Source organism: Terriglobus sp. ADX1 (assembly GCF_036877645.1).
Lineage (GTDB): Bacteria > Acidobacteriota > Terriglobia > Terriglobales > Acidobacteriaceae > Terriglobus.
In genome coordinates this window covers 85,286-109,203 of the sequence record NZ_JAEDXV010000014.1, presented here as the reverse complement: position 1 = coordinate 109,203, position 23,918 = coordinate 85,286, and the positions used below count along the sequence as shown (strand labels likewise).

Sequence of the window (23,918 nt, the reverse complement as noted above, 5' to 3'; positions counted from 1 at the left end):
ATATGCGCTATGAACTCGGATTACATCGATTCGTGCTGGGCATGTTGGTTACGTTGCTCGCCCTGTTTATCGCTGTGCTTCTCTATCTCGATTCCCACGTCGGCGCGGAACACTTTGAGGTAGTGCTCTCCCTCATCGTTCTGATCGTCGTCTCAACCACCTTTGGCTTCATGGGAATGGTGGAAAGCATTACGGTCTTTTACTTTGGGCTGAGACACAGTCGAGAGATCATCGTCTACCTCATACTCGGCGTGATTTCGATCGCCTCTGCACTGCACCTCGCGATTGCGCCGGACGAGTCACTGCAACGGGTCGCGCTCGTCGCGGCCCCGCAAGCATTCCTGTTCGGGCTTGCGGAGCTTCGGATAGCTAGACATCTGGAGCGGCATCCGCGGCAGCGCCGCGCCTTGGCAGTGTGCGGTATGCTCGAACTCGTTCTGGGCGTCGCCCTTGTTTGGGGGGCGACCCTGCCGAGCGCACGCGTCGCCGAGCTGTTGGGGGCGGCCGCCTGCATGACCTTCATGCAGTTATTGTCGATCTTCTTCTACCGAGAGGTTCCGAACACGGTGAATCTCCGGGCACGATGAGAGCGGACAGGATAGCCCCGTTCACGGTAGCTGATGCAGACAACGGCCGTACGGGCGCATTACTGATTGATTAGGTAGGTGGCCATTGCCCATGCGGTCCAAAGGTCCGTCGCGCTCTACAAGACGAGCGAACTCTATCCTCGCCCCTCAATAGAGGTCAAGGTCTGTTTTCACTTCAGGCAATGTTCTTACAATCCCTACAGATAGGAGCATTGCCCACGCTCACCATCTCCAAGCCGCTTTCAGCTTCACAAGTGCTGGCGTACGCACCTTGAGCGGGGAGTTTGCATCGGAGCAGCAGACCATTGGAGCCACTGACCGGCAAGGGACATAGCGAATTGCAAGGTCAAACGTGTTTTCTCCGGCATGACGCGGTCGTGTGTAGAGTTCAGGAGGAGCAACTATGGTTTCAATGGCTGAACTCCTCGACGAGATGCGTAATCTCAATCTAAACCGATAGCCACTGCCCGATGACGCACTGGTCTTCGTTGCTCGCAGCGAACTCCGCGGCAAGATTCTGGTCCTCTCCGTGGAACTGCAGGATCATATCCTGCCGGCCAAGCCCGAACGCGCGCTTTGGTTCCTGGGGTATGGCGGTGGCGTCATGGAAACAGACATCGAAACGGCCATCCTTATTGCGAAAAATAGTAGCGATCACGCCGAAGAAATCCTTTGAGTGAGTTAGAGGATTGGATGCGATTGATTGGGTTACCGTTACGCCAGGCAACGAGCATTCTCGTCGGATCACTTGGTCCGGTGCTTTAAGAAAAAGTGGTGCTGAGCCTGGGAGTGGGCGAGGACCCGCGAAGCATGCATATCTGCCGGAAACGCTTCGGATTCGACATTGCGCTATGGACATTTGGAACTGACGACGACTACCGGACAAAGCGCAAATCGAAGGATCGAAGTCAACGTCCGCCAAGGCGAGTGGTCAGCGACGACGCCGTGATTGCCGCCACCGACCACGATGAGACCGGCATGATTTCCTGTCGCGACCGAGAGAATCTCATCGGCCGGATCTCCATAGGTGATTCGATACTCCACGGCAGCGGCGTTCTGTTGCCCGTCCTCCTGCACGCTAAGCTTCATCTGTTCGCGCAGAAGATCTTCCTCCCACTCGCGCGTCCTACCCGCTGCAGTGGGTTTTTGGCGCATCGTATGCAGTACGATCAGCCTGCAACGCGCTTTCCGGGCTAATGCGGCTGCGACCTGACCAGCGCAGATTCCGGTGTCTGTTAGGTCTGTGGCGAAGAGCACCGTATGGAGACGCTCGTCTGGAACCTCGCATTCTGGCCCAACAATCATTACTGGACAGGGACTCTGGGTTGCGAGTGATTCCGATACGGATCCAAGAACCAGTTGTTCTAGTCCGTGGCGTCCATGAGATCCCACGAGGATCAGATCGGCCTTTACCTGCTCTGCTGTTCCGAGGATGTGATTGACAGGCGTCGCGAACGATACATGGATACGGCCCTCCACATCTCGGTCGTAACCCAGTTCATGCAATTCCTCGCGGAGGTGTTGGTGGAAGTCGCGCAAAACTTCCCCAAATAGATCTGGATTCAGTGTGTCGAGCGGACTGGCCACAGGGTGAGGTACTGTCGCTGCGACGACAACCTCAGATCGCAAGATCACTTGCGATGACGGTTGCAATTTCCATGGCCTTCCGCGCGGCTTCATCACACTCGTAACCCACCACGATGCGATGGAAAGGAATTTCATGGAAGGAACCTCGACTGGGATTCTCGGGCGAAGGGCGTTGCTGCAGGTGCTCTGGTCTCATGGAGATTACCTCGCTCATGAAAGTGTCGTGGCAACCGGCGAATATGAATGTGATTTCCATCACTTCGCCCAGACCGCACCTGATACTAACGAAAGAACCGACAGAGTGTAGAGAACTGCGGGAATGTTCATCCGCTTCGTTTCAGGCACGCGTCTTCTTAGACCCATCGAGTCGTTAGAGTTGGTCTTGTTATAACAGGCCAAAACAAAGAGCAAGACCGCCACTAGCAGAGCTGAAAATCACTCTCCTCCGGGATCGCGGAAGTCATAACAATGCAAGAGACGGGATGGCTTATATCAAGGCCGGACGTTAGATTGTCGGGCCGCAAGTTCGCGGAAGGACACAGCTCCCGCTCAAGGTGGCAGGCTGTTTGCGTTGGGCGAAGGGCCCTTCGTGGCGCACGCTGTGATAGGAATCACAGCGTTTAACCATCGCTGCTTTTATCTTGATGTTCCTTGGGGGAGCTAATGAGAATACTTCTGGCAGTGGACGGCTCGGAATGCAGCAAGGTTGCGATGAGGGAGTTGCTTGAGCGGCCTTGGCCCTCGAGGACTGAAGTCCTCATTGTCTCGGTATCGCATCCTCTCCCAGACATCAAGGATCCCCTCATGATTGCGCAGGCATGTCATATCGATTCGGAGAAATCGGAACATCTGCGTGCCAGCAAAGTGGCTACAGATTTTGCGAACGCAATCATCCGCACCTCCCCGTCTCTACGTGTAAAGACTCATGTGGTTCAAGGCTCGCCTAAAGAAGAAATCTTGAAACAGGCCGAACAATGGCGGGCTGATCTTGTGATGCTCGGCTCCCATGGGCATGGCCCAATCGGCAGATTTCTCTTAGGATCGCTTGCAACGGCGGTTGCTATACATGCGCCATGCTCGGTGGAGATTGTTCGTAAAGCGAATCGCGAATGATCTCTATGGGGATCTCTGCTTTACCGTAATCCTCTCTATGCGACAAACCTACTCTCGCACCAAAGTCAGATCTCGGCTCGTCGGAAACAGAGCCAGAACGACGAGGCGGCGGGATCTGTCGGAAAGAATATTACCCAAACATGACATCAAGACATTCAAGCAGGTTCTGTTATTTTTCTGGATTCTCCAGTCGCAACCGCTCCAGATTCGTCAGCTTCCATCGAACGGCCGGGAAATTTGGAACATTAAGTGTTCCCATTGGGGTTTGAGTGCGTGAAACGAAATCAGAAAGAGCCTAGAAGTTTCGTCTAAGCGGGAACGAATCTCAGAGATCGGTTGATCCACAGAGAGCAAGGGCTCTTAAAAGCTGCGTCCGTTGGTCCTCGATTCCGACTCTGCTTCGCCCGTCAGACAGCAGTGACGCGACCGAACCCTATGGACCGAGCAATCCTACGTCGCATCAGAGCATCCCCAGGAGAGAGCCTTCAGAACTGGGCGACACCGCTGGTCGCGGTTCTCGGCGACACTGCCGCCTCAACGTAGGAATCGGGTTGTGCAAAAACGAACTGGTCTTTCGAATGGCTCAACGTGTAGACCGGACAGGTGGCAGTGGCCAGCACCTTGAAAATTTCGTGTCCTGGCAGATGACTCGTAGCAATTGTCCTCCTTCGTACTCCAAGGACAATTGCACTTGCTTCGCTTCGCCTGGCAAATTCGACGATGTCGCGACCGATCCGAAATCCGGGCTCGATCGAGCAGACAGTGTCTCCAGACTTCGCGCCCGCATCGGCTGCCAGCCTACGCAGCGCTTCTGCCAGCACATCGGGAACGATGGTGTTCTTCAGCTTTAGAACCTTTGGCGGAAGAAAGTGAACACAATGAAGCGACACACACATCTGGCTGGACACTCTCAGCGCAAATCGGAGATCTTCTTCCGCACAAGGGTTGAAATCCGTGGCGAAGATAATGGGGCCGCTGAGTTGTGGATGGGATTTTGGCCCTAGCGTAAGCACTGGGCAGGAAGCGGAACGAAGGATCGCTTCAGCGGTTGAGCCTAGAAAGAAGCGCTCAATTCCTCGTTTCCCAGAGGTTCCCATCACGAGCAACTCGGGGGACACTTCTTCCACGAACGAAAGGACCGCATGGATTGCATCGCCAGTCAGCACGATGGGTGTCACCGAGAATCCGGGACCCTGGAGGCCTTCAGTCATCAGCTCCAACTGCTTCTTTCGTCTTTCAACTTCCGCAGTGAACATGGCTGCGCCGTCTTGCATGAGTCCACTGGGGTCTCCGTGTTCACACACGGTAAGAATCTGTAAGGGAGACCCGATCCGAAGACAAATGAGCTTCGCCTGTTGCAGCACTGCTTTCGATGATTTCGAAAGATCAATGCAGGCGATGATTGGGCCACACTTCTGAACCCCCTGTTCGGAACCGCCAACTGATTGCATCGCCATCTCCCGCCACGCGGAGAGCCGCGTTCTCTAAGAGCTTCTCTCCCTGTGGGGAAGACGGCGGTGATGCAACAGACATGCGGATGTGATGGAAGTCACTGGCGTTAGGTCGAACAGCATGCTGAAGAACCTGAGGCAAGCTATTTTCTGCCGTACCACTTCAATGAGGGTCACCAGTATTCTCGTACTCCTCCTCGGAAAGGCAACACCAGCGGACGTCAGGTGGGCGCCTTTCGGGGCATGTGGGCCATGTGAGGGGATATCCAAGCACGATCGGAGCTACAACCATTGTCGTCAACGGGATTTGCAAGGAGCGCTTCGTCTCTTCACGCTGGAACCACGGTATGGAAGTTCCTACCCAAGCCGATCCTAGACCGATGGAACGGGCAGCAAGCATGAGGTTCTCCGCAGCCAGACAGCAATCCTGGGTGGATTGCGCGGTCGTGTCCGCTGCAATCACCAGGATGAGAGCCGGAGCGTCGTAGAACACCTTGTAGTCAGGACTATTCAGCACCGCATGCATGGGCGAGGCGAAAGGCTCATCGATCGGCAAACCAAACAACCAATCCTTCACCTGTCTGCTGAGCTTGGCGATCTCTTCCGCATTCAAATACACATGGAAGCGCCAAGGCTGAAGGTTTCTAGCGCTTGGAGCTAAGATTGCGGCTTCAAGGACTGTCTGAATCTGATTTGGCAACACTGGGCGATTCAGGAAGGAGCGAACCGACCTCCGCTCTCGAATTGCGTCCAGACAGTCCATCCGTCACCTCTCGAGCAGAAGAGCCGCACTCTCCGCTCTTCATTACTTTCTTATGCAGCCTTTTCCGCCTCTTGTTTGGCTTGGTGTTGGAGTTTTGGCATGGTGACCGTCAGAACACCATCACTCACATGAAAAACCGTTTGGTCGGCATTCACTGCGGTTGGAAGAGGGACATCGGTCCGAATGCTTCGCATGGACCTTTGCGTGCTGAATGCTGGGCCTTCCTGGCTCTTCTGGTGTTGTTCTGTTTTCCCACAAATCTTCAAGGAGTGCTTTCCTACATGGACCTTCAAGTCCTCTTCGTTAAATCCTGGGACATCAGCCCGCAGTATCACTTCGTGATCGTTTTCTTCGATGCTCATTGCAACGGGATGTAGAAGCGCCTGCTCAGCCTTTAACCAGTCTTCAAGTTCCATGCCCGAGAATGCTCCACGACGCTGGAAGAGATGAAAGGCGAACTGTCGAATTTCATCGTCGATTCGCTTCATCTCCTGCATCAGGTCATCCGCCACATTCAATGCAGCGGCGTCCTTCTTGATGTGGTTCGTTGTGCTCAGCGCGGTTCCCATTGATTTTCTCCTGACCGGTTGGGTCAAGGCACAATCTAGACGCTGTTAAAAGAAACGACAGTGCACCCTGATACTGCCGTTTGTGAGCAGAATCACAACTCAGCTGGCAGCCAGTTGATGAAGCATCGCCGGATTGAGAATGGTGAACGATACGCCTTTCGTCGTAATGACATTATCTTTCCTGAGCCGGCTCAGGGTGCGTGTGATCGTCTCGCGTGTGGTCGAAGTCATAGAGGCGAGCTCTTCATGCGTAAGATTGATCACGAAACTTGAGGAACCGATGGCGGCGTGTTCTTCCGCCCAATCCAGAATCAGGCGGGAGAGTCGTCCCGCAGGCGTTTCTGGCAGAGCGATTCGACGAATCTCCTGAAACGCCGCTTTATAGTCCTGCGCGAGTGCTTGCGCCACGCCGATCGTGGCATCTCTGAATTCCGCCATGAATTGCTTCAGTGCTCTTGCATGGAGCACACGGACCATGCATGGCTCAAGGGCCTCGGCTGTTACTTCGTATTCCGTTTCACCTAATACCGCACTCATGCCAAGGACATCACTGTGATGCGCCACGCGAACGATCGCGGACCGCCCTTCACTGGACGAAGCACTTACCTTCACCTTCCCCGAACACACGAGAAAGATCGCCGCCCCGCGCTCTCCCTCGCGAAACAAAATGCTTCCCCTCGGGTATTCGAGCGTAACCGATTGATTGTCAAGAAAGTCTCTCGCACCTGCACCGAGGTTGCAGAATGCATATTTGCCCGCATGGGGACATTTCACGCATTTGTTCATAACGCTCTCCTGAAGGTACGAACATGAAGAGAGCAGTCCGAGCACCAATCGTTTCGGCCATGTGATATCAATCACTTGTGTCTGTGACTCAATCTGTGGTCCACAGATGTTGCGGGGAAGCACCCACCCAATTGGGCCTTTTCGCGCAGGTGCCCGAGGCCACATCAACAAGGTGACGTGCATGAAGGAACTGCTCAGAGTGGTGATCATCGACGACAATCCAAGCAGTCTGGAACTGCTGGCTGCTGCGTTGGAAGATCGTGGCTTAAGTCTCCATACGGCAGACGATCCCCACAAAGGCCTAGCTCTGATCCGCGAACTTAAGCCGCAGCTTGTTATTACCGATCTGGTCATGCCAGGAATGACTGGAATGGAAGTTCTCGATCAGATTATGAGTTTCGCCCCAACGACTGAAGTTGTCCTCATGACGGCCCACTACACCACTGAGACTGCCGTTGAAGCGATCCAGAAAGGAGCGGCAGACTATTGGCAGAAGCCCGTGAAGATTGCTAGATTGCGGGAGCGGGTGGCCCAACTGCTGGAAGTCGCCCAAAAGCGCGCACGTGCCGTTTTGTCAGCTTCCGCTATCTCCGACTTCCAATTTGAAGGAATGCAGGCCAGAAGTGCCTCGATGTGGAAGCTGTTTGAGTTGATCGACAAGGTTGCTCCACATTTCCGTTCTGTGCTGATTCATGGTCCCACTGGATCGGGGAAGGATCTGGTGGCTCGTGCTCTTCATCAGAGGAGCCGGGCAAAAGGCCCGTTCGTTGTCGTGAACTGTTCAGCAATTGTTGAGACTCTGTTCGAGAGCGAACTATTCGGCCACACACGCGGAGCATTTACCGGAGCAGATAGAGACAAGATAGGTCTCTTCGCTGCTGCGAATGGAGGAACTCTTTTTCTTGACGAAATTGGCGACATGCCGCTGGCCTCACAGGCAAAGCTCCTTCGGGCCATTCAGAATCAAGAGGTCTACCGCATCGGCTCTACGGTTCCTACGCGAGTTGATGTAAAAGTGGTGGCGGCCACGCACCGGGATCTCAAACAGTCGGTAAAGACCGGCCACTTTCGCGAAGACCTTTATTACCGCCTCTCCATGGTTGAACTCGAAGTCCCCGCGCTGAAGGATCGTCCGGAGGATGTTGAACTTCTGTGCACTTCATTCCTGCGCGGTTTTGCTGAATCTTTCCATAAGGAAGTGCGAACGTTTACTCCCAGAGCTCTTGTCGTATTAAAGCGATATGCATGGCCTGGTAACGTACGTCAGCTTGAACACGCCGTGGGACGAGCCTGCATGCTTGCAGAAGGCTCGAAAATTGATGTGGATGATTTGCCGGTGGATATTAGAAGCGAAGATCCGCTGACGGAGCAGGCAAATTCGAATCCCTCTCCTCTGGACGATCTGGAGAAGAATCTTGTGGAGAGAGTTTTCTACGAAACGCGAGGCAATCAATCCGAGGCGGCGAGGCGGTTGGGAATTGGCCGCGATGCGCTGCGGTACAAGATTAAGAAGTTCGGTATACGTCTGGTCGATTGAGTAACTCCGTCAGGACAGCCCGCAATTGAGATGCCTTCACAGGTTTTGAGATGGAATGTGCAAAACCCGCTGCCCGTAGCACATCAGGGTGCGCCCCATACCTCTCTCCAGTAAGTGCAATTGCAACAATATGCGCACGTCTCGTCACTCTCCGAAACTGTTCGATGGCATATAGGCCGTGAGCATCGTCAATAGCAGTATCGATGATGAACAGATCAGGGCAGTGCAGACAAGCTAACGCAAGTGCCCCATTCAAATCGCCTGCCTCGCAAAGGATCAGCCCCGCACTCTCAACAATCGCGCAAATCAGTTCACGTGCTGTTGCGGACCCGTCAGCGACGAGACACGTAAATGGCTCGGAACTCATCCTTAAACGTTAGACAAAAGATTCATGAAGTAATGTGATTGGAGTCACACGGAAGCGTGAAGCGAAATGTACTTCCGATGCCTTTCTGGCTTGTGAGATCGATGCGACCACCCTGCATCTCCACAAGGCGTTTGCAGATGGCAAGTCCTAGGCCCGTCCCTTCACGCACGCCTCCTGTCGTCACCCCCACCTGGTAGAACTTGTCGAAAATCCGCGTCTGCTCTTCTTCGGCGATGCCGATCCCGGAATCTTTGACGGCCACGGTGACGAAGTCGTGTGCAGCCGTAACGGCGATGCCGATTTCACCACCCGGCGCGGTGAACTTGATGGCGTTGTTCAAGAGGTTGGCGACAATCTGACGAAGACGAGTCGGATCGGCTGCGACGAAGATCGCATCATCGCAAACCAGATGGATCCGAATTCCTTTTCGTTCGGCGTTTGATTTGAGACTCGTGACCACCGTCTCGAGCACCGGGCACAGCTTAACGCCTTCGATATGTAACGTCAGCCCATCGGCCTCTATGCGGCTAAGGTCGAGGACATCGTTGATCAGTTCCAGCAGATGCTCGGAGTCGCGCTGAATATTCTCGACAAAACGTCCCTGCCTTACCGTCAACGTTTGCTGTGGATCCTCCCTGAGGAGGTCCGTGAAGCCAATAATCGTGTGTAGGGGCGTGCGCAGTTCATGACTCACACTGGCAACAAATTCGCTTTTCAATCGGTTGAGGCGTTCTGCTTCCATCTGCCGTGCTTCCAACTCCGCCAGATAACTTGCCTGCAGCCTCTGCACTTCACGCTCCACACTCCTCCGCGCGGAAACGTCTCTCACAACGGCAATCACCACAATGCCCACGCCGGTTTGGACAGGACTTAGACTAATTTCGACGGGGAACTCCGACCCATCCTTTCGGATGGCATTCAGGTTAATGCCTTGACCCATCGGTCGTGTTTTCCCAATGCGCATGAACTCAACTCGATGACCTGGATGGTCCGATCTACCTGCGTGCGGGATAAGAATTTCGACCGGAGCGCCGATAAGTTCGTTGTGCGGAAAGCCGAACATGGCCACTGCGGCTTGATTTGCGATGATTATCCTGCCATCTGCATCGACTTCAAGAATCCCGTCTGGAGCGTGTTCGGTCAGTTCTCGATATTTTCGCTCTGTGATCAGTTCCGCGAGGGTACGTTCTTGCTCTTGCTGTTCCCTGACACGCTCACTCATATCCCGCGCGAACTTGGCCACGCCAACCACGGCACCTCGCTCATCCCGAATAGGAAAGAGATTCAAGGAGACGAAGACACAATGACCATCCTTGTGTCGCCGGGATGTGCGAAAGCCATGGATCCGCTCCCCATGTTGTACCGCTGCAAGAAGGTCGGGGATTTTGGCCTCTTCGCCCGGCCATGCAAGCTGGTAGACCGACATGCCGATGGCTTCTTCAGCCGTATAGCCAAACATCCTTGTCGCTGAGCCTGCCCAACTTGTGATGATCCCATCGAAGGATGTACCCATGATCGCCGTCTCAGACGATTCGATGATGGCGGCAAGCCAACGTTCTGGTTTATCCCAAATCCCCGCTGACGCTCCCATACTCTTCCTCGTCGCCACTGACTGCGCGGCCTTGATTGTAGATCCAATTCAAAGAATCTGTTCCACGTCGCTCGCAACTGCAACTCGTGACAGATACGGACAAGGCGTTCGAACGAGATTGAGACTTCGAGGGTCGCCAAGAGGCATGAGGCCATTCTCTGACGGACTAACGTCAGGTTGTGATCCGCGTCACTGAACACTCTTTTGCGAAGAGCAAGAATTTTCCTAGTTCACTGGTGAGTCCTATGATCAGATCCACGCAGAGCCCGCTCACGAATAACCAAAGCGATGTCTCACAATCGGATCACAGGCCGGCGTGCCTAGAATCGGAACGACGTGGGTCTGAGGAAGTATCTGGGTTGACCAGCCCTATGCGGTATTTTGCGATGCGTCATCAGATTGAGGACTACGTCTCGCGGGAAGCGTTGGCTCTCTTTGCTGCACGGGGATGGCATGGAAGGCTGGGCCAGGAAGATTGGGATATGGCCGAACGCAGGCTTTTGGAGCGCCGCGCAACGATCGTGAGCATCTCACAAGGTGAGCCATTCGTTCGCGTGTTCACCCATGGCTATTCTCCCCACGACTTGGCAGCATACATCGAAGCTGGAACTTTATACGTCTGCGGTTTGCGGGACGATGCAGCACCGGATCGCCGCATGAGAATGTTCTCTCTCAAGATGCCCCTACCTGCGCATCTCCTCAGTCAAACGGAGATTGTGATGGACACGAATGCGATCACAATCTGCTCAAAGACGAACACGAAGGACGTTTTCACCAGCGATTCTACACCACGAAAGGCTACACATTCTTCACATAGTGCCTCGGCGCGCTTTTCCGCTGCTGTCTGATGTATTCAATTACATCAGACCGGCCCATACACGTGTCTTGCGGGGGGCGGGCCACAAGGAGCTTGCGCTGTGATTTGTGTCACGTCTGACAGTGATGCTCCGCCTATCGGTTTCTGTGCGATGCAATGACGATGACAGCATGAACGGAACCCTTCGACTCGCGTACAAACTCTTGGTTAACGACAGGGCGAAGTTCATTACACTGCTTGTCGGCATCGGATTCTCTGTCTTCCTGATGGTCATGATGCTCTCGATGTTCGCCGGCGTGCTCAATCGAGCGTCGGCAACGGTCATCAACATCGGCGCAAAGCTATGGGTAATGGATCCTGCTGTAAACACAGTGGCGAATACTATTGGCCTGCCAGACTACACGCTCGATGCCGTAAGAAGTATGAAAGGTGTCAAATATGCCGTGCCCCTTTTTTCGGGTGGCGCTTTGGTCAAGCTGGACAATGGAACATACCAACCGGTCTCAGTGTTAGGTCTGGATGACTCCAGCCTCTTCGGAAGACCAGAGATGGAAGCAGGCCACATCGAAGACATCTATGCGGAAAGCTCTTTCATCGTTGTCCACGATTCGGAATACTCCAAGCTGGGGAGTCCCAAAGCGGGTACAACCTTTGAACTGAATGACCACCGCGGTGTGGTGGTTGGCACTGCAGCTGTATCGACCAACAGTCTGTTTGGTGTTCCTACCCTATACACCACGTACTATCGTGCGATTCAGTACATTCCGAATCCTCGCTTCACCATTTCATATGTCCTGGTGGAACCCAAGACTACAGCGGATATCCCCGCGATTCAGAAACAGGTGAGCACGCTCGGCTATCTAGCACTAACACGCGAAGGTTTCGAGCAACGAATATCACGTTTCTACATGTTTCAGACCGGCCTGGGAATGAACCTGCTTATGATGACTGCCATCAGCTTCATAGTGGGGCTATCTATTTCCGGTCAGACGTTCTACACCTTCATCCTCGAAAACATAGACAAATTCGGCGCTCTCAAAGCAATTGGGACAACCAGCAAAGTCCTCGTTTCGATGATCCTCTTTCAGGCTTCGTTTACAGCATTGACAGGATATGGACTTGGCATTGGGTTTTGCGCGTTAGCAATCACGTTGGCGAAGATGCGCCTACCTGATTACGCAGCGCTTGTAACTTACCAGAATCTGCTGTTGGCCCTAGTGATGGTGATCATCATCGCCGCAGTCTCCGGCTACGTAGGAGTACGCAAAGTGCTCCGTATCGAACCATTCGATATCTTCCGAGGATAGTATGCCCACATCGCAGGACACAGTCGCGATCAAAGCCACTGGTATCACCAAGTGGTTTGGCGAAGGCGAGGCTCGAACCCGTGCACTTGATGATGTCCAACTTGAGATGTGCTTTGGCGAGATGGTGTACATCGTCGGTCCATCGGGAAGCGGCAAGACCACACTGCTCAGTGTGCTCTCCGGCATCCTCAGGCCCGATGCGGGCACCGTAATCAGCGAAGGAAACGACATCTGGTCAATGAGCAGCGACGCTCTGGCCTCATTCCGGCTCCACAAGATAGGATTCGCATTTCAGGACTTTCATTTATTTCCGCGTCTGACAGTGGCTGAAAACGTGGCGATCCCGCTCATCCTGCGCAACGTTGCATGGGACAGCGCCATAGCCGAAGCTCGTAAATTCGTTGACCTCGTAGGATTGAAGGGCCGATCCGACATTGCTCCGGTCAAACTCAGCGGTGGGGAACAACAGCGTGTAGCGATCGCCAGAGCCATCATCGGTAGCCCGGACCTCTTAATCATGGACGAACCCACCGCCTCACTCGATGGAGATACGGGGAAATCAATCGTCGGCTTTGTTAAAGAGCAGCTACTGAACAAGAACCGTTGCATCGTTATCGTCACGCATGACAGCAGGATCTACGAGTTTGCGAGCAGGATTCTTCACATGGAAGACGGACGACTGACCAAAGAAGAGCAAGGAAAACAGAATGAAGACTAAATGGTTGTTCATCCTTTCGGCCATTGGCCTTCTCGGTGCCTGCTACCTGGCCTACTTCGCCACGATCACGAGGGCCGCACAGAAGCCTTTATTCAATCCCGCCGCAAGCCCTTATGACGATGGCATCTACGCCGAAGGCATTGTGGAAGGAGTTCAGACCAGCGGAGAGAACATAAACATATACCCGGAGGTGCCGGGCACGGTGAAACAGCTTTTTGTGGCCGAAGGACAGATCGTAAAGAAGAACGATCCTCTGGTACTCATTGATGACTCAGTCCAACGTGCCACTGCGGAACAACAGCTTGCCCAGGCACAGGCAGCCCATGCTCTGCTCGAAGAACTCAAGGCGGAGCCTCGTCAAGAGACCCTCGCCATCACAACAGCTCAGGTCCACGCTGCTGAGGCAAGCCTGAAAACCGCATCTGATGCCCTGGAAAAGGAACAAGCAGCGTACAACGTTGACCAAGGATCCATCAGTAAGGACGCGTTAGACGGGGCTGTCAACACACATGCGTTGGCCGAGATGAATCTTGAAGTCGCTCAACGCCAAAATGATCTTTCACGGGCTGGCGCTTGGAAATACGACATCGATAACCAACAGAAGCAATATACCGCTTTAATCAAGTCTTATGCATCTTCTGAGGCGCTGCTACACAAATACCTGTTACGTGCCCCTCAAGATGGCGTGGTGCTTTCTGTCAATACAATTGCTGGATCATTCGTGTCATCGCAAGGCACGTATGACACATACACACAGGGTGCCGACCCAATTATCTCGCTCGGCAGCGTCGGCGAGCGCTTGAACGTGCGCTGTTATGTCGATGAAATCCTGGTGTCGCACCTACCGCCTACAGGGCAGATTAAAGCTCGCATGACGATCCGGGGAACCACGACGGAAGTCCCCCTGACGTTCGATCGTATTCAGCCGTTTATCTCTCCCAAGATTGAGTTATCGAACCAACGGCAGGAGCGCGTGGATGTAAGGGTACTGCCGATTATCTTTCAATTCGAGCGGCCCCAGAATGTGCCTCTCTATCCTGGCGAGTTAGTTGACGTCTACATCGGTCACTAGATGACAGGGCTCTGGAGTAAGACAATGCCAACGCGACATCATTTCGGTCAGGCCCGACTGCCTTATTCATCCATTTTTGCTTTGACGTTACTGACAGGCTGTGCGGTCGGTCCTCTGTATCACGTGGCCGCTGTTCCCGTTGCACCGGCGTACAAGGAGATCGATACCTCAGTCTGGAAGGCAGCTACACCAGCCGATGCGAGCTCTCATGGGAAGTGGTGGGAGATATTTCAGGATTCTCAACTGAATGCTCTGGAAGAAAAAATAGACTCCGGCAATCAGACCATTGCAGTTGCAGAAGCCCATTACCACGCCGCTCAGGCGCTTGTGCGTCAGGCTCGGGCACAGTACGTTCCATCGGTAACGTCTACTCCGTCATACTCCAATCAGCGTATCGCTGCGACGCCTTACACAACCACAGCATCTGGCATCTCCTACAACGAATACAGCCTCCCAATTACAGTTGCGTGGGAACCGGACTTTTGGGGGCGTGTACGCAAGAGTGTCGCTGCAAACGTGTACGCCGCACAGGGAAGCGCGGCGGATCTTGAGAATGCTCGCCTTTTAGCACACGCGTCCCTGGCAGCAGATTACTTTCAACTAGTGGGTATTGAATCTCAAAAGCAACTTCTGGATGCCACGCTGATAGCGTGGCAGAGATATCTTGAGCTTACCCAGGGCCTGAAGAAGAGTGGCCTGGTAGCGGACGAAGCGTTAGCTGCCGCTGAATCACAACTGGAAGCCGCGCAGGCTCAGGATACCAATCTGGGCATCGCCCGAAGCCAATATGAACACGCGATCGCTGTGCTGATTGGAACGTCTCCGTCCGCACTTAATGTGTCTCTGGTTACGAAGGATGACATCGTTCCGCCGATAGCTGTAGGTATTCCATCTGAATTACTGGAGCGAAGACCAGATATCGCCTCCGCAGAAAGGGCAATGGCCGCAGCTAACGCACAGATCGGCGTTGCTAAGGCCGCTTACTTTCCAAGTATTCTGCTGAGTGCTTCGGGGGGCTTTGAGACGCTTTCCGGGCTCAACTGGTTCACCTGGCCCAGTCGCTTCTGGTCAATAGGGCCATCCGCTGCGGAAACGATTTTCGATGGCGGTGTGCGCAAAGCCACCGTAGACCAGTACAAGGCGCAGTACGAAGAAACCGTTGCGACATACCGCCAGACGACGCTCACCGCATTTCAGCAGATTGAAGACAATCTCGCTGCGCTCAGAATACTGAACGAAGATATACGGCAGCAGGATCAGGCTGTTCAGTCTGCTCGGCGGTATCTTCAACAGGCGACAACACGCAATGCGGCTGGACTTGATCCGTATCTGAATGTGCTGATAGCCCAGGTAAATCTGCTCACATATCAGCAGACTTGCGTTTCGTTCCGTACACAGCAGAAATTGGCAGCTGTATCACTTGTTACCGCGCTGGGGGGAGGATGGAGTACAAACGACCTTCCAACGAGCAAAGAAGTCTTAAAACGGCATGCCCCATAGCCTAGATGATCAAAGACCACTAAGTAAGGTCTTTTCCGTAAAGAAGCTGCTCAGGAGAATCACAATGATTCCGACGACTATGACCGCCGCAATGTTTCGTGGCACTGCAGCGGGTAGACAGCCACTCTCACTGGAACAGATTCCTGTACCACAACTTAATGCAGGCGAAGCTCTGATCAAGGTACTCGCTTGCGGAGTATGTCGTACAGACCTCCATATTGTGGAAGGAGACCTGCCGCTTCGTCTGTCGCCATTGATTCCCGGGCACCAGATTGTCGGAGACGTTGTGTTGTGCTCGGACGATCGGTTTCAGATTGGCGATCGCGTCGGTATCTCCTGGATGGGCGGAACGGATGGGACTTGCAAGTTCTGCCACAGCGGAAGGGAGAACCTATGCGATGATCCGGTGTTCACCGGCTATTTGCGAAATGGGGGATATGCAGAATATGTCAGTGCACGGACGGACTTCCTTATCCCAATCTCGCACACTCTTGCGCCCGAAGTAACCGCGCCATTGTTGTGCGCGGGAATCATTGGCTTTCGGAGTCTTCGAGTCGCCGAAGTGAAGCCTCGGCAGCGAGTAGGTCTCTTTGGCTTCGGCGCATCAGCGCGGCTTGTAGTGCCTGTGTTGCAGCATTGGGGATGCGAGATCTATGTCTCCACACGCGGGGAGCGCCATCGGCAGGAAGCGCGGGCGCTCGGGGCAAAGTGGGTGGGCGCTGCATTCGATCAGCCACCTGTACCCCTCGACGCAGCTGTCTCTTTTGCTCCTGTAGGCAATGTTGTACTTGCAGGCCTCAAGTCTCTCGGGAAGGGAGGCATTCTCTCCATCAACGCAATTCACCTTGATGGAATGCCAGCGTTCGACTACGACTCACTCCTTTGGCAGGAACGGCAGATTCGCAGCGTCGCCAACATGACCCGACAAGATGCGAGGGACTTTCTGCGCATCGCGGAACAGATCAAGATTACGCCGGCAATCAAAATATTCCGACTCCGCGAGGCAAACGATGCTCTTGCTGCAATCAAAGACGAAGACGTGGTTGGTTCAGCCGTAATCGTTCCATAAGGGCAGCGTATGCCGGCACAAGTCAAAACCGACAACTCGATGGACCAGCAGACTGGGCTCACTTCCCAGCAAGCAGCAGATCGACTCAAGCAATTTGGCCCCAACGAAACGACCACGAAACAACGAAGGCCACCGTGGCTCGATCAACTGTTGCTTCTCTTCAATCCACTTTCAGTTGTTCTTCTGGTTGCAGCCGGGATATCCCTATTCATCGGGGAACGGTTCGATGCTGTACTCATTGCTGCGATTGTGACAATCGGAGGAGCGATTGATTTTGCCCAAACCTATCATGCGCAAGTCACAATCGAACGTCTTCGTGCCACGGTCGCCGCAACCGCGAGTGTAGAGCGAGATGGCGCGTGGAGAGAGCTTCCTCGTTCACAAATTGTTCCCGGCGATCGTATTCGGCTATCCGCGGGCGATCTTGTACCCGCAGATGCACGGCTGATCGAATCTCGCGACCTTGCCATACTACAGGCGATGCTGACCGGCGAATCGACCTCAGCGGAAAAGATGGCCACCTCGGCAGAAGCATCCTGCGCTGCCGATGCAGTGAATATGGTCTTTCTGGGTACGTCTGTCGTAAGTGGAACCGGGATAGCAATTGTGACAGCGACAGGCCGTGCAACAGCCTTCGGAGACATCGTCGCACAACTCGCGTCTAAAGCACCCGAGACAGCGTTCGATATCGGTATCAAGCAGTTCAGCTACATGATTGCACGCGTGGTGTTCGTACTGGTGCTGCTCGTATTGGCCGCCAACCTTGCCTTGCACCGGCCTCCCATCGAGTCGCTACTCTTCGCCGTGGCGCTAGCAGTAGGACTGACGCCGGAGTTTCTCCCAATGATCACATCCGTGACGCTCGCTCGTGGAGCTGTCGCTATGGCGCGCAAACATGTCGTCGTGAAACATCTTCCCGCGATCCAGAACCTGGGCAGCATTGATGTTCTTTGCTCTGATAAGACAGGCACTTTAACGGCGGGCGCTATGTCGCTTGTTTCAAGTGCGTTGCCAGACGGAACACTATCCGATGCCGTGCGAGGTATTGCCGCGGTGAATAGTAGCCTGCAGGCAGGTATACGAAGCCCGCTGGATGCAGCCATCCTGGCAAGCGGTGCGACCTCGACAACGCAGACCAAGGTGGATGAACTGCCCTTTGACTTTCAGCGTCGACGTCTTTCGGTTGTCGTGGAAGAACACAGCCGGCGACAACTAATTTGCAAAGGCTCACCCGAAGGAATCCTTCCTCTCGTCACATCGGTTTCGACGTCCGCAGCAACCGAACCAGTAACACCGGGCTGGCTGCAGCAAGCACGAAGCTACTGCGACGCACAGAGCAACCTTGGTCACAGGGTTCTTGCGGTTGCGTACAAAGCTGTTCCGATCAAGCCGCAGTATGTACTCGCGGATGAGACTGCACTCACCCTAGCAGGCTTTCTATCGTTTGCCGACACAATTCTCCCTGATGCCGCAGAGACCATCGCCAGCCTTTCACTTGACGGCATCAACGTGAAAATCATCACGGGCGATAACGAGCTGGTAGCAGCACATATCTGCGCACAGGCAGGTCTTTCTGTAACAGAGATCGTACTCGGCGAGGCACTTGAACTGATGGGTGACACCGCTCTCACTCAGGTAGCGGAACGGGCAAATGTTTTCGCGCGTGTCTCTCCACCACAGAAGTTGCGCATCCTGAATGCTCTGCGTCGTAGAGGACACACCGTCGGATTCATGGGAGATGGCATCAACGATGCGCCGTCACTACACGCTGCAGATGTAGGCATTGCCGCCCCGCATGCAGTGGATATTGCACAAGACGCGGCGGATGTCGTGCTGCTAGAGCCAGGGCTCGCAGTTCTTCACGAAGGCATTCTGGAAGGCCGCCATGCTTTCGGCAACGTGATGAAGTATCTCTTGATGGGAACCAGTTCCAACTTTGGCAACGTACTCAGTATGGCCGTAGCAGCCGTGGCTCTGCCGTTCCTACCCATGCTGCCGGCCCAAGTACTTCTCAACAATTTCCTCTATGATCTTTCGCAACTTACGATTCCAACTGACCGCGTTGACGCGGAATACATCGCGAAGCCGCAAGAGTGGGATATCGCTGTCATTCGTCGCTTCATGATTCTCGTCGGGCCCATCAGCTCAATATTCGACTTCATCACGTTCTACGTGCTTCTTCACGTCTTTCACGCAGGCGCTGCAGAATTCCACACGGGCTGGTTCGTGGAATCTCTTTCGACGCAGACCCTCGTCTTACTGGTGATTCGGACAGGCAGATCGCCATTCCGTAGTCGCCCGAGTTGGGCCCTCCTGGCTTCTGTTGTTACGATCGTCGTGGTTGGATTTTGGATTCCCTATTCTAGATTTTCTGCATCGCTTTCGTTTACCCATCTTCCCGTAAGTTATTTTGTCTTTCTGGGAAGCGCGACTGCTCTCTACCTTGGCATGGTGGAGCTGGTGAAGCGTCACATCATGTCCAAGGGGCGCTATTTAAGAACAGGGCATCACGTCCGACGAGAAAATATTTAAGCTTTGCAGACTGGAGAGTTCGAGTTAAACAATTTCTCTGTTCCATGACGCTGCCTAAGCCTTGAATTTTCGTGATAAGCATGCGACGGATGCGTTCGAGGCTCTCGTTGACTATCTGGGGCGTGAGAGCACGCCACCCAAGAGTGTCGTGTGGGCGCACAACTCCCAGGTAGCTGATGCTGCCCTCTCGAGGCCGTATAGCTGACGGGCCTAGGAAGCCTCATCTGCCAGGCAACGATAGCCGTCGCGGAGAGGAACACTGCGATGATGATTGCCCAAAGAAGGAGTCGCCGCAGCCGTGGACTCCATCGAATACCGTTCGAAAGGTAACGCTTCTCTGTCACGAGTGGTGCGGGAATGATCGCAGCAGCGTTCGGGATAGGTGGTTCGTTCGCTAGCGATGCCCCCATCTGGCACCTGCCTTTCAACAAAAGATGAACAGTACACGATTGAGAAGTCAGTGACAGGGATCACATGTGAGCCCTCGGGAGGTCAGTGTTAGGTGAGCTGTGTGACAGAAATCACCGCATCTGTCTCTTTCTCGGCCTACTGTCAACATTTCGAGGAGCTATAGAACCATGCAAATGACAGGTGACTCCTACCTCGCCGAAACGTCTGTGGCTCGAGATTCTTGGAACATCAGGAGAATTCTTGCGGCAATTGATTTCAGTGCCCAAACGCCACAGGTTCTCGAGAGCGTCCTTGCATTTGCGAGACAGTTCAACGCCCAAGTCTTCTTTGTTCATTCGATCTACAACCCTTCTACAAATCTCCCTCCCCTAGATCAAGCCACTGCGCTGACGGAGGGCCGAAGAAAACTGCGCGAAACTCTAGCCAGCCGCATGAGCATCAATACCTGCTCTCACACTGAAATCGTCTCTGCAGAAAGGCCGGAGCTTCTGGTCGGGCATCTCGTAAAGAAGGAGCACATCGATCTGGTCATTGTTGGTTCACATGGCACCTCCGGAATGGAGCGCCTTGCATTCGGATCGGTGGCCGAAAACATTCTTCGTCGAGCCACATGTCCAACACTGATTGTGGGGCCACATGCAAAAGTTTCGGGAACACCTTTTCGCCGGATACTTTTCGCAACAGATCTGTCAGCCCCCTCTGAGCATGCTGTGCATCTCGCAAACCTGGCTGCGGCTCAGCAAGAAGGCCAACTCACCTTCTTGCATGTCTTCCGAAGGGCCAGTTCTTCTATGTATGAAGTAGAGAAGGCCAAGCTTCTCGAGCGCATGCGGGAGTTGTTTAGCGCCGCGTCTGCGGACGCCTGTGCCGTGGAATTCTGTGTGGAACCAGGACGCGCCGGCGAGCTAATCCCACAGATCGCGGCCAACGGACACGCCGACCTGATTGTCATGGGCATCGCAGAGAGGACATCCGAAAATACACTTACACCGTGGTCAACGTTTGCTGAGGTAGTACATGCGGCTGTCTGCCCTGTACTCGCTGTCCGCATGGCCCGGCAATGAGCCCTGAACTCGTCGGAAGCCACGGGCATCCAATTTTCATGAACGATATGTCGACGCGCCTGTGCTGTCGTCTGTGAAGTTACTCCGTCGCGACTTCAATCACTCCGGGAACAGCCGAATCTTTAGTAGCTGTAGAGGCAGGCGGGGCGCATTTGGTGCGAAATGATTCCCTCAAGCTGGATAGTCGTCCGCCGCCAATCGTATCTCGTTTTCGTATCCAAGAGTCATCGGCTCAAATTCCTCACTGAAAGACATGATGCCGTGCGCCCTCGAGACGAGTTGTTCGACCCCATCTGCTCCTAGCTAAGGAGATGGCGCTATCGCGAGTGGACTCCACGGTATGCGATCGTCATGCTCCCGTTGAGCAGAGATTCGAGCCAGGCCCGTTTCAAGCTGGGCGTCGATTCCATATACATCATTGAGGAAACGCAGCGAGCCATCTTCCGCAGCAAACCCCGTTCCATACACAAATAACACCGGGATGTCCTTGTCAAGCGTGACCACTTCTGTTGCAGGCACCGACAATTCCATCTTGAGGCGCTCACGATCCCAAGACGTCTTCTGCTGTTGCAGTACCCACACTGCCAAGCGATCGGGAGCCTCGAGACGGATGCATCCATGACTAAGGTCGCGACGGGTGTGAGCGAATAATGAAGCTTGCGATGTCCCGTGCATGTACACATCAAATGAGTTCGGAAACTCAAACTTAATATCTCCTAAGGCATTCTCCGGCCCCGGCATCTGCCGAATCCGCAGAGTCCCAGAACGTAGTAGATGGATGATTTGTGTTTTTGATGGGTGTGCGATACGTTGGTCGCGCCCAACTAATTCGAATCCGCGCCTAACCAAGAATCGCGGGTCGCGCCTTATCGCCGGTACCATCTCAAGTTGCGTTATGTCCGCAGGGACGTTCCAGTACGGATGAAGGATGATTCGGTGCAACTCCGCCTGCAACACAGGAGACAGCCTGTTGGCCGCATTACCCACTACGACAGCCATGGAGAGCTGGACATTGCCTGCGTTGTCATACGCGCGGAGGCGAAACTCGGGAATGTTTACCACAATAGGCCCTGTATTAAATTGCTGAGGAAGCCAACGCCACCGTTCGAGAGTAAGGGCGAGTTGCTCAATTCGCTTCTCGATGGAGATATTGAGCTGACGCTCCGTTTCGGTATTCACGGCCCCAGTCGGATCGAGTCCATGATCTTTCTGAAAACGTGTGAGCGCGATTGTCGTCTGGCCATCGAACTCGTCTCGGATCGGTATCATGAGTGGTGACGGCAGATAGGACAGCTCACTCAGGCGTTGATTGAGCAGGCCCGCAATTTCGCCGGTCTGGCCTTGCTTGAGATTGAGAACAGTAGTTGGAAGGTACGTCTCCGTCTGGTCTAGCCTCTGGGTCAACATTCGGGACAAGGCAGCTTCTGTTCTTAGATACCCTGGATACGCGGGCTCCAGCGAGGACACCAACGCGAGCACGTTATCTGTGATCGCGAGTCGCCGTACGAATTCTGCCAGAAAGTTGTCGTCGACAACCGAAGCATAGCCGGCTTTCGGAATCACTGGTGGTACCCGACCGTAGCGTAAGTCTCCGGCGAAACGCGTCACGGCGGCGGTCAGATCCACGTCGAACTGTGCGAGTTCCTGATAGCGGTCGCTGCATGGAATCTCGGTGGCGACCGCTCTGCATCCCCACCAATTCACCCCATAATCCGACGGTCTGAGGCCTTTGCGTGGAGATAGTCTCATCTCGGACATGATGTCCCGAGCCTGTGTCGAGACGACGCCATCCTGAGACCATAACAATCGAAACCCACAGGGGGTGTACACCTTCTGTAAGGCGAGGCGACGAGAAGGTGTGACCTTTCTGGGATCGAGCGACCAAAGATACTTCGTCGCCTGAGTGCTCAGAACGTCTTGCCTGCTTCCTTCTTCGGGGCATGTGGGCTGTGACCATGCTCCAGGCACGAACAACAGCATCATGATGCCAAACAGCAGAAGACTCCTCATGGGTATCAATCTCCATTCTTCCAGCAGCTCCGGCTGGCCAGGCAGCAACGTAGCGCTCCATGAGACTGTTTGCAGTGACCGTTACAATTTGTCCTCTTCAGGAGAGGCCGATCCGTTCTGGGCCCGACCATGATGTGGGTCGCATGCACTCAACTCTGACCCCGGTCGCCCGCTGAAACTCCTTCCGCAGAGTTATCGGTAGGGCGTGGATGGTCTTAAGGATGGATGGTCAAGTGGTTAGCGACATGGTGAACGCCGGGTGCTTGCCAGGCAGCGTGTTCTGCTCGGTCCCACTCTGTGCATGAACGAACATTTCCGTAGAGGGACACAGTGCCGTTGTTGGTGTAGACCGTCATCGAACGCGCGTCCAGATCAGCCATGGTGCATAATGCGGCCTCGATTTTTTCCCGTACCTGTTCGCTGGAAGCCTTCGGAGTGAGCTTCAGGAGATTCACAATACCTCGAACGCCGGTGACGGAATGGGCCGCCAGCTCTGCATTCTCCAACTGGTAGTGCCAGTCCACTGATCCGGTTAAGGTTACGAAACCATTGGCGACTGCGACCTTAATCTTCTCCTGAGGCACACTCGCATGGAGACTTAGTGCAGCGGCCACGTCTCTCGCGATCTCAGGATCCGTCCGGGCCATATTCGGCTTGACTTCAATATCATTCGCGACAGAGACAATACCGAACACCGCCTTGGCTGCACGTTCTGCAGCCATCTTTTCCAGATAGCCATGGACGAAACCCGTCAGCGTGACATTCCCGTCGGTCACTTTTACTCCGATGTCCTTCGAATGCACCTCCGGTTGCCATGCGATCTGACGTACAACATCTTCCTGCATGCGCAGATCCCGGAGCTTTGTATAAGAGTCAATGGTTCCAATCATGTCGGTGTTCCTTCCTTAAAACTCAGATCGATGGAAATGTCTTACAGGTGCGTCAGGACTAGAGCTCCGGTGCATGCCGGACTGATCAGCATGGTTCCCATCGCGAACACAGGATACTGCCGCGATGGTGTCATCGTTGTGATCCACGTCACGTGGCTCAGAGAGGTCCCATGCGCG

At 54.1% G+C, this 23,918-nt stretch carries 20 protein-coding genes; 11 read left to right on the top strand and 9 right to left on the bottom strand.

The window, feature by feature from the left end; genetic code table 11:
- Nucleotides 1-2: 2 nt before the first annotated feature.
- Together JAO32_RS11145 and JAO32_RS11140 are read left to right on the top strand one after the other, a co-directional pair.
- Nucleotides 3-587, top strand: coding sequence for a hypothetical protein (locus tag JAO32_RS11145; protein ID WP_334240317.1), 585 nt, complete (start codon nucleotides 3-5; stop codon nucleotides 585-587).
- Nucleotides 588-1,116: 529 nt separating this feature from the next.
- Nucleotides 1,117-1,263, top strand: a complete 147-nt coding sequence (locus JAO32_RS11140; protein WP_334240315.1) for a hypothetical protein — start codon at nucleotides 1,117-1,119, stop codon at nucleotides 1,261-1,263.
- 173 nt (nucleotides 1,264-1,436) lie between these two features.
- Here JAO32_RS11140 and JAO32_RS11135 read toward each other — a convergent pair whose 3' ends face one another.
- A complete protein-coding gene (locus tag JAO32_RS11135) occupies nucleotides 1,437-2,309 on the bottom strand; it encodes a universal stress protein (protein WP_334240313.1) in 873 nt (290 codons plus the stop codon).
- Nucleotides 2,310-2,837: 528 nt separating this feature from the next.
- Here JAO32_RS11135 and JAO32_RS11130 point away from each other — a divergent pair.
- A complete protein-coding gene (locus tag JAO32_RS11130; protein WP_334240311.1) occupies nucleotides 2,838-3,287 on the top strand; it encodes a universal stress protein in 450 nt (149 codons plus the stop codon).
- 485 nt (nucleotides 3,288-3,772) lie between these two features.
- Here JAO32_RS11130 and JAO32_RS11125 read toward each other — a convergent pair whose 3' ends face one another.
- The 4 genes from JAO32_RS11125 to JAO32_RS11110 all read right to left on the bottom strand — a co-directional run bounded on the left by JAO32_RS11125 (nucleotide 3,773) and on the right by JAO32_RS11110 (nucleotide 6,856).
- The gene (locus tag JAO32_RS11125) at nucleotides 3,773-4,738 is read right to left on the bottom strand and encodes a universal stress protein (RefSeq protein ID WP_334240309.1); all 966 of its coding nucleotides are present in this window, start codon (nucleotides 4,736-4,738) and stop codon (nucleotides 3,773-3,775) included.
- 163 nt (nucleotides 4,739-4,901) lie between these two features.
- Nucleotides 4,902-5,501, bottom strand: coding sequence for a nitroreductase family protein (locus tag JAO32_RS11120; RefSeq protein ID WP_334240307.1), 600 nt, complete (start codon nucleotides 5,499-5,501; stop codon nucleotides 4,902-4,904).
- A gap of 50 nt (nucleotides 5,502-5,551) precedes the next feature.
- Nucleotides 5,552-5,998 carry an Hsp20 family protein gene (locus tag JAO32_RS11115; RefSeq protein WP_334240305.1) on the bottom strand — a complete coding sequence of 149 codons (447 nt, stop codon included), beginning with the start codon at nucleotides 5,996-5,998 and terminating at the stop codon, nucleotides 5,552-5,554.
- A gap of 171 nt (nucleotides 5,999-6,169) precedes the next feature.
- Nucleotides 6,170-6,856: a Crp/Fnr family transcriptional regulator gene (locus JAO32_RS11110; protein ID WP_334240303.1), complete on the bottom strand. Its 687-nt coding sequence runs from the start codon at nucleotides 6,854-6,856 to the stop codon at nucleotides 6,170-6,172.
- A gap of 181 nt (nucleotides 6,857-7,037) precedes the next feature.
- Here JAO32_RS11110 and JAO32_RS11105 point away from each other — a divergent pair, with 181 nt between their 5' ends.
- Nucleotides 7,038-8,393 (top strand): sigma-54-dependent transcriptional regulator, encoded by a 1,356-nt coding sequence (locus tag JAO32_RS11105; protein WP_334240301.1) that lies wholly within the window; start codon nucleotides 7,038-7,040, stop codon nucleotides 8,391-8,393.
- Here JAO32_RS11105 and JAO32_RS20055 read toward each other — a convergent pair.
- Complete coding sequence (locus tag JAO32_RS20055) at nucleotides 8,362-8,760, bottom strand: response regulator (protein WP_443082592.1); 399 nt, start codon at nucleotides 8,758-8,760, stop codon at nucleotides 8,362-8,364. The two genes, JAO32_RS11105 and JAO32_RS20055, sit on opposite strands and share 32 nt — an antisense overlap.
- Nucleotides 8,761-8,782: 22 nt before the next feature.
- Nucleotides 8,783-10,351, bottom strand: coding sequence for a PAS domain-containing sensor histidine kinase (locus tag JAO32_RS11100; RefSeq protein WP_334240299.1), 1,569 nt, complete (start codon nucleotides 10,349-10,351; stop codon nucleotides 8,783-8,785).
- 942 nt (nucleotides 10,352-11,293) lie between these two features.
- On the opposite strand from JAO32_RS11100, the gene JAO32_RS11095 reads away from it, so the two are divergent.
- The 7 genes from JAO32_RS11095 (at nucleotide 11,294) to JAO32_RS11065 (ending at nucleotide 20,841) form a co-directional block, all read left to right on the top strand.
- Nucleotides 11,294-12,475 (top strand): ABC transporter permease, encoded by a 1,182-nt coding sequence (locus JAO32_RS11095; protein WP_334240354.1) that lies wholly within the window; start codon nucleotides 11,294-11,296, stop codon nucleotides 12,473-12,475.
- 1 nt (nucleotide 12,476) lies between these two features.
- Complete coding sequence (locus JAO32_RS11090) at nucleotides 12,477-13,193, top strand: ABC transporter ATP-binding protein (RefSeq protein ID WP_334240297.1); 717 nt, start codon at nucleotides 12,477-12,479, stop codon at nucleotides 13,191-13,193.
- Nucleotides 13,183-14,265 (top strand): HlyD family secretion protein, encoded by a 1,083-nt coding sequence (locus JAO32_RS11085; RefSeq protein ID WP_334240296.1) that lies wholly within the window; start codon nucleotides 13,183-13,185, stop codon nucleotides 14,263-14,265. Before JAO32_RS11090 ends, JAO32_RS11085 begins: the two co-directional genes overlap by 11 nt.
- 24 nt (nucleotides 14,266-14,289) lie before the next feature.
- The gene (locus JAO32_RS11080) at nucleotides 14,290-15,765 is read left to right on the top strand and encodes an efflux transporter outer membrane subunit (RefSeq protein WP_334240294.1); all 1,476 of its coding nucleotides are present in this window, start codon (nucleotides 14,290-14,292) and stop codon (nucleotides 15,763-15,765) included.
- Nucleotides 15,766-15,829: 64 nt separating this feature from the next.
- Nucleotides 15,830-16,834 (top strand): zinc-dependent alcohol dehydrogenase family protein, encoded by a 1,005-nt coding sequence (locus JAO32_RS11075; RefSeq protein WP_334240292.1) that lies wholly within the window; start codon nucleotides 15,830-15,832, stop codon nucleotides 16,832-16,834.
- Nucleotides 16,835-16,843: 9 nt separating this feature from the next.
- The gene (gene mgtA / locus JAO32_RS11070; protein WP_334240290.1) at nucleotides 16,844-19,366 is read left to right on the top strand and encodes a magnesium-translocating P-type ATPase; all 2,523 of its coding nucleotides are present in this window, start codon (nucleotides 16,844-16,846) and stop codon (nucleotides 19,364-19,366) included.
- Nucleotides 19,367-19,944: 578 nt separating this feature from the next.
- Entirely contained in the window at nucleotides 19,945-20,841 is an 897-nt protein-coding gene (locus tag JAO32_RS11065) for a universal stress protein (protein WP_334240288.1), read from the top strand.
- Nucleotides 20,842-21,144: 303 nt separating this feature from the next.
- Here the strand turns inward: JAO32_RS11065 and JAO32_RS11060 are convergent, their stop codons facing one another.
- Both JAO32_RS11060 and JAO32_RS11055 read right to left on the bottom strand, forming a co-directional pair.
- On the bottom strand, nucleotides 21,145-22,851 hold the full coding sequence (locus JAO32_RS11060) for a L,D-transpeptidase family protein (RefSeq protein WP_334240285.1): 1,707 nt from the start codon (nucleotides 22,849-22,851) through the stop codon (nucleotides 21,145-21,147).
- A gap of 215 nt (nucleotides 22,852-23,066) precedes the next feature.
- A complete protein-coding gene (locus tag JAO32_RS11055) occupies nucleotides 23,067-23,741 on the bottom strand; it encodes a BON domain-containing protein (RefSeq protein ID WP_334240283.1) in 675 nt (224 codons plus the stop codon).
- Nucleotides 23,742-23,918: the final 177 nt, after the last annotated feature.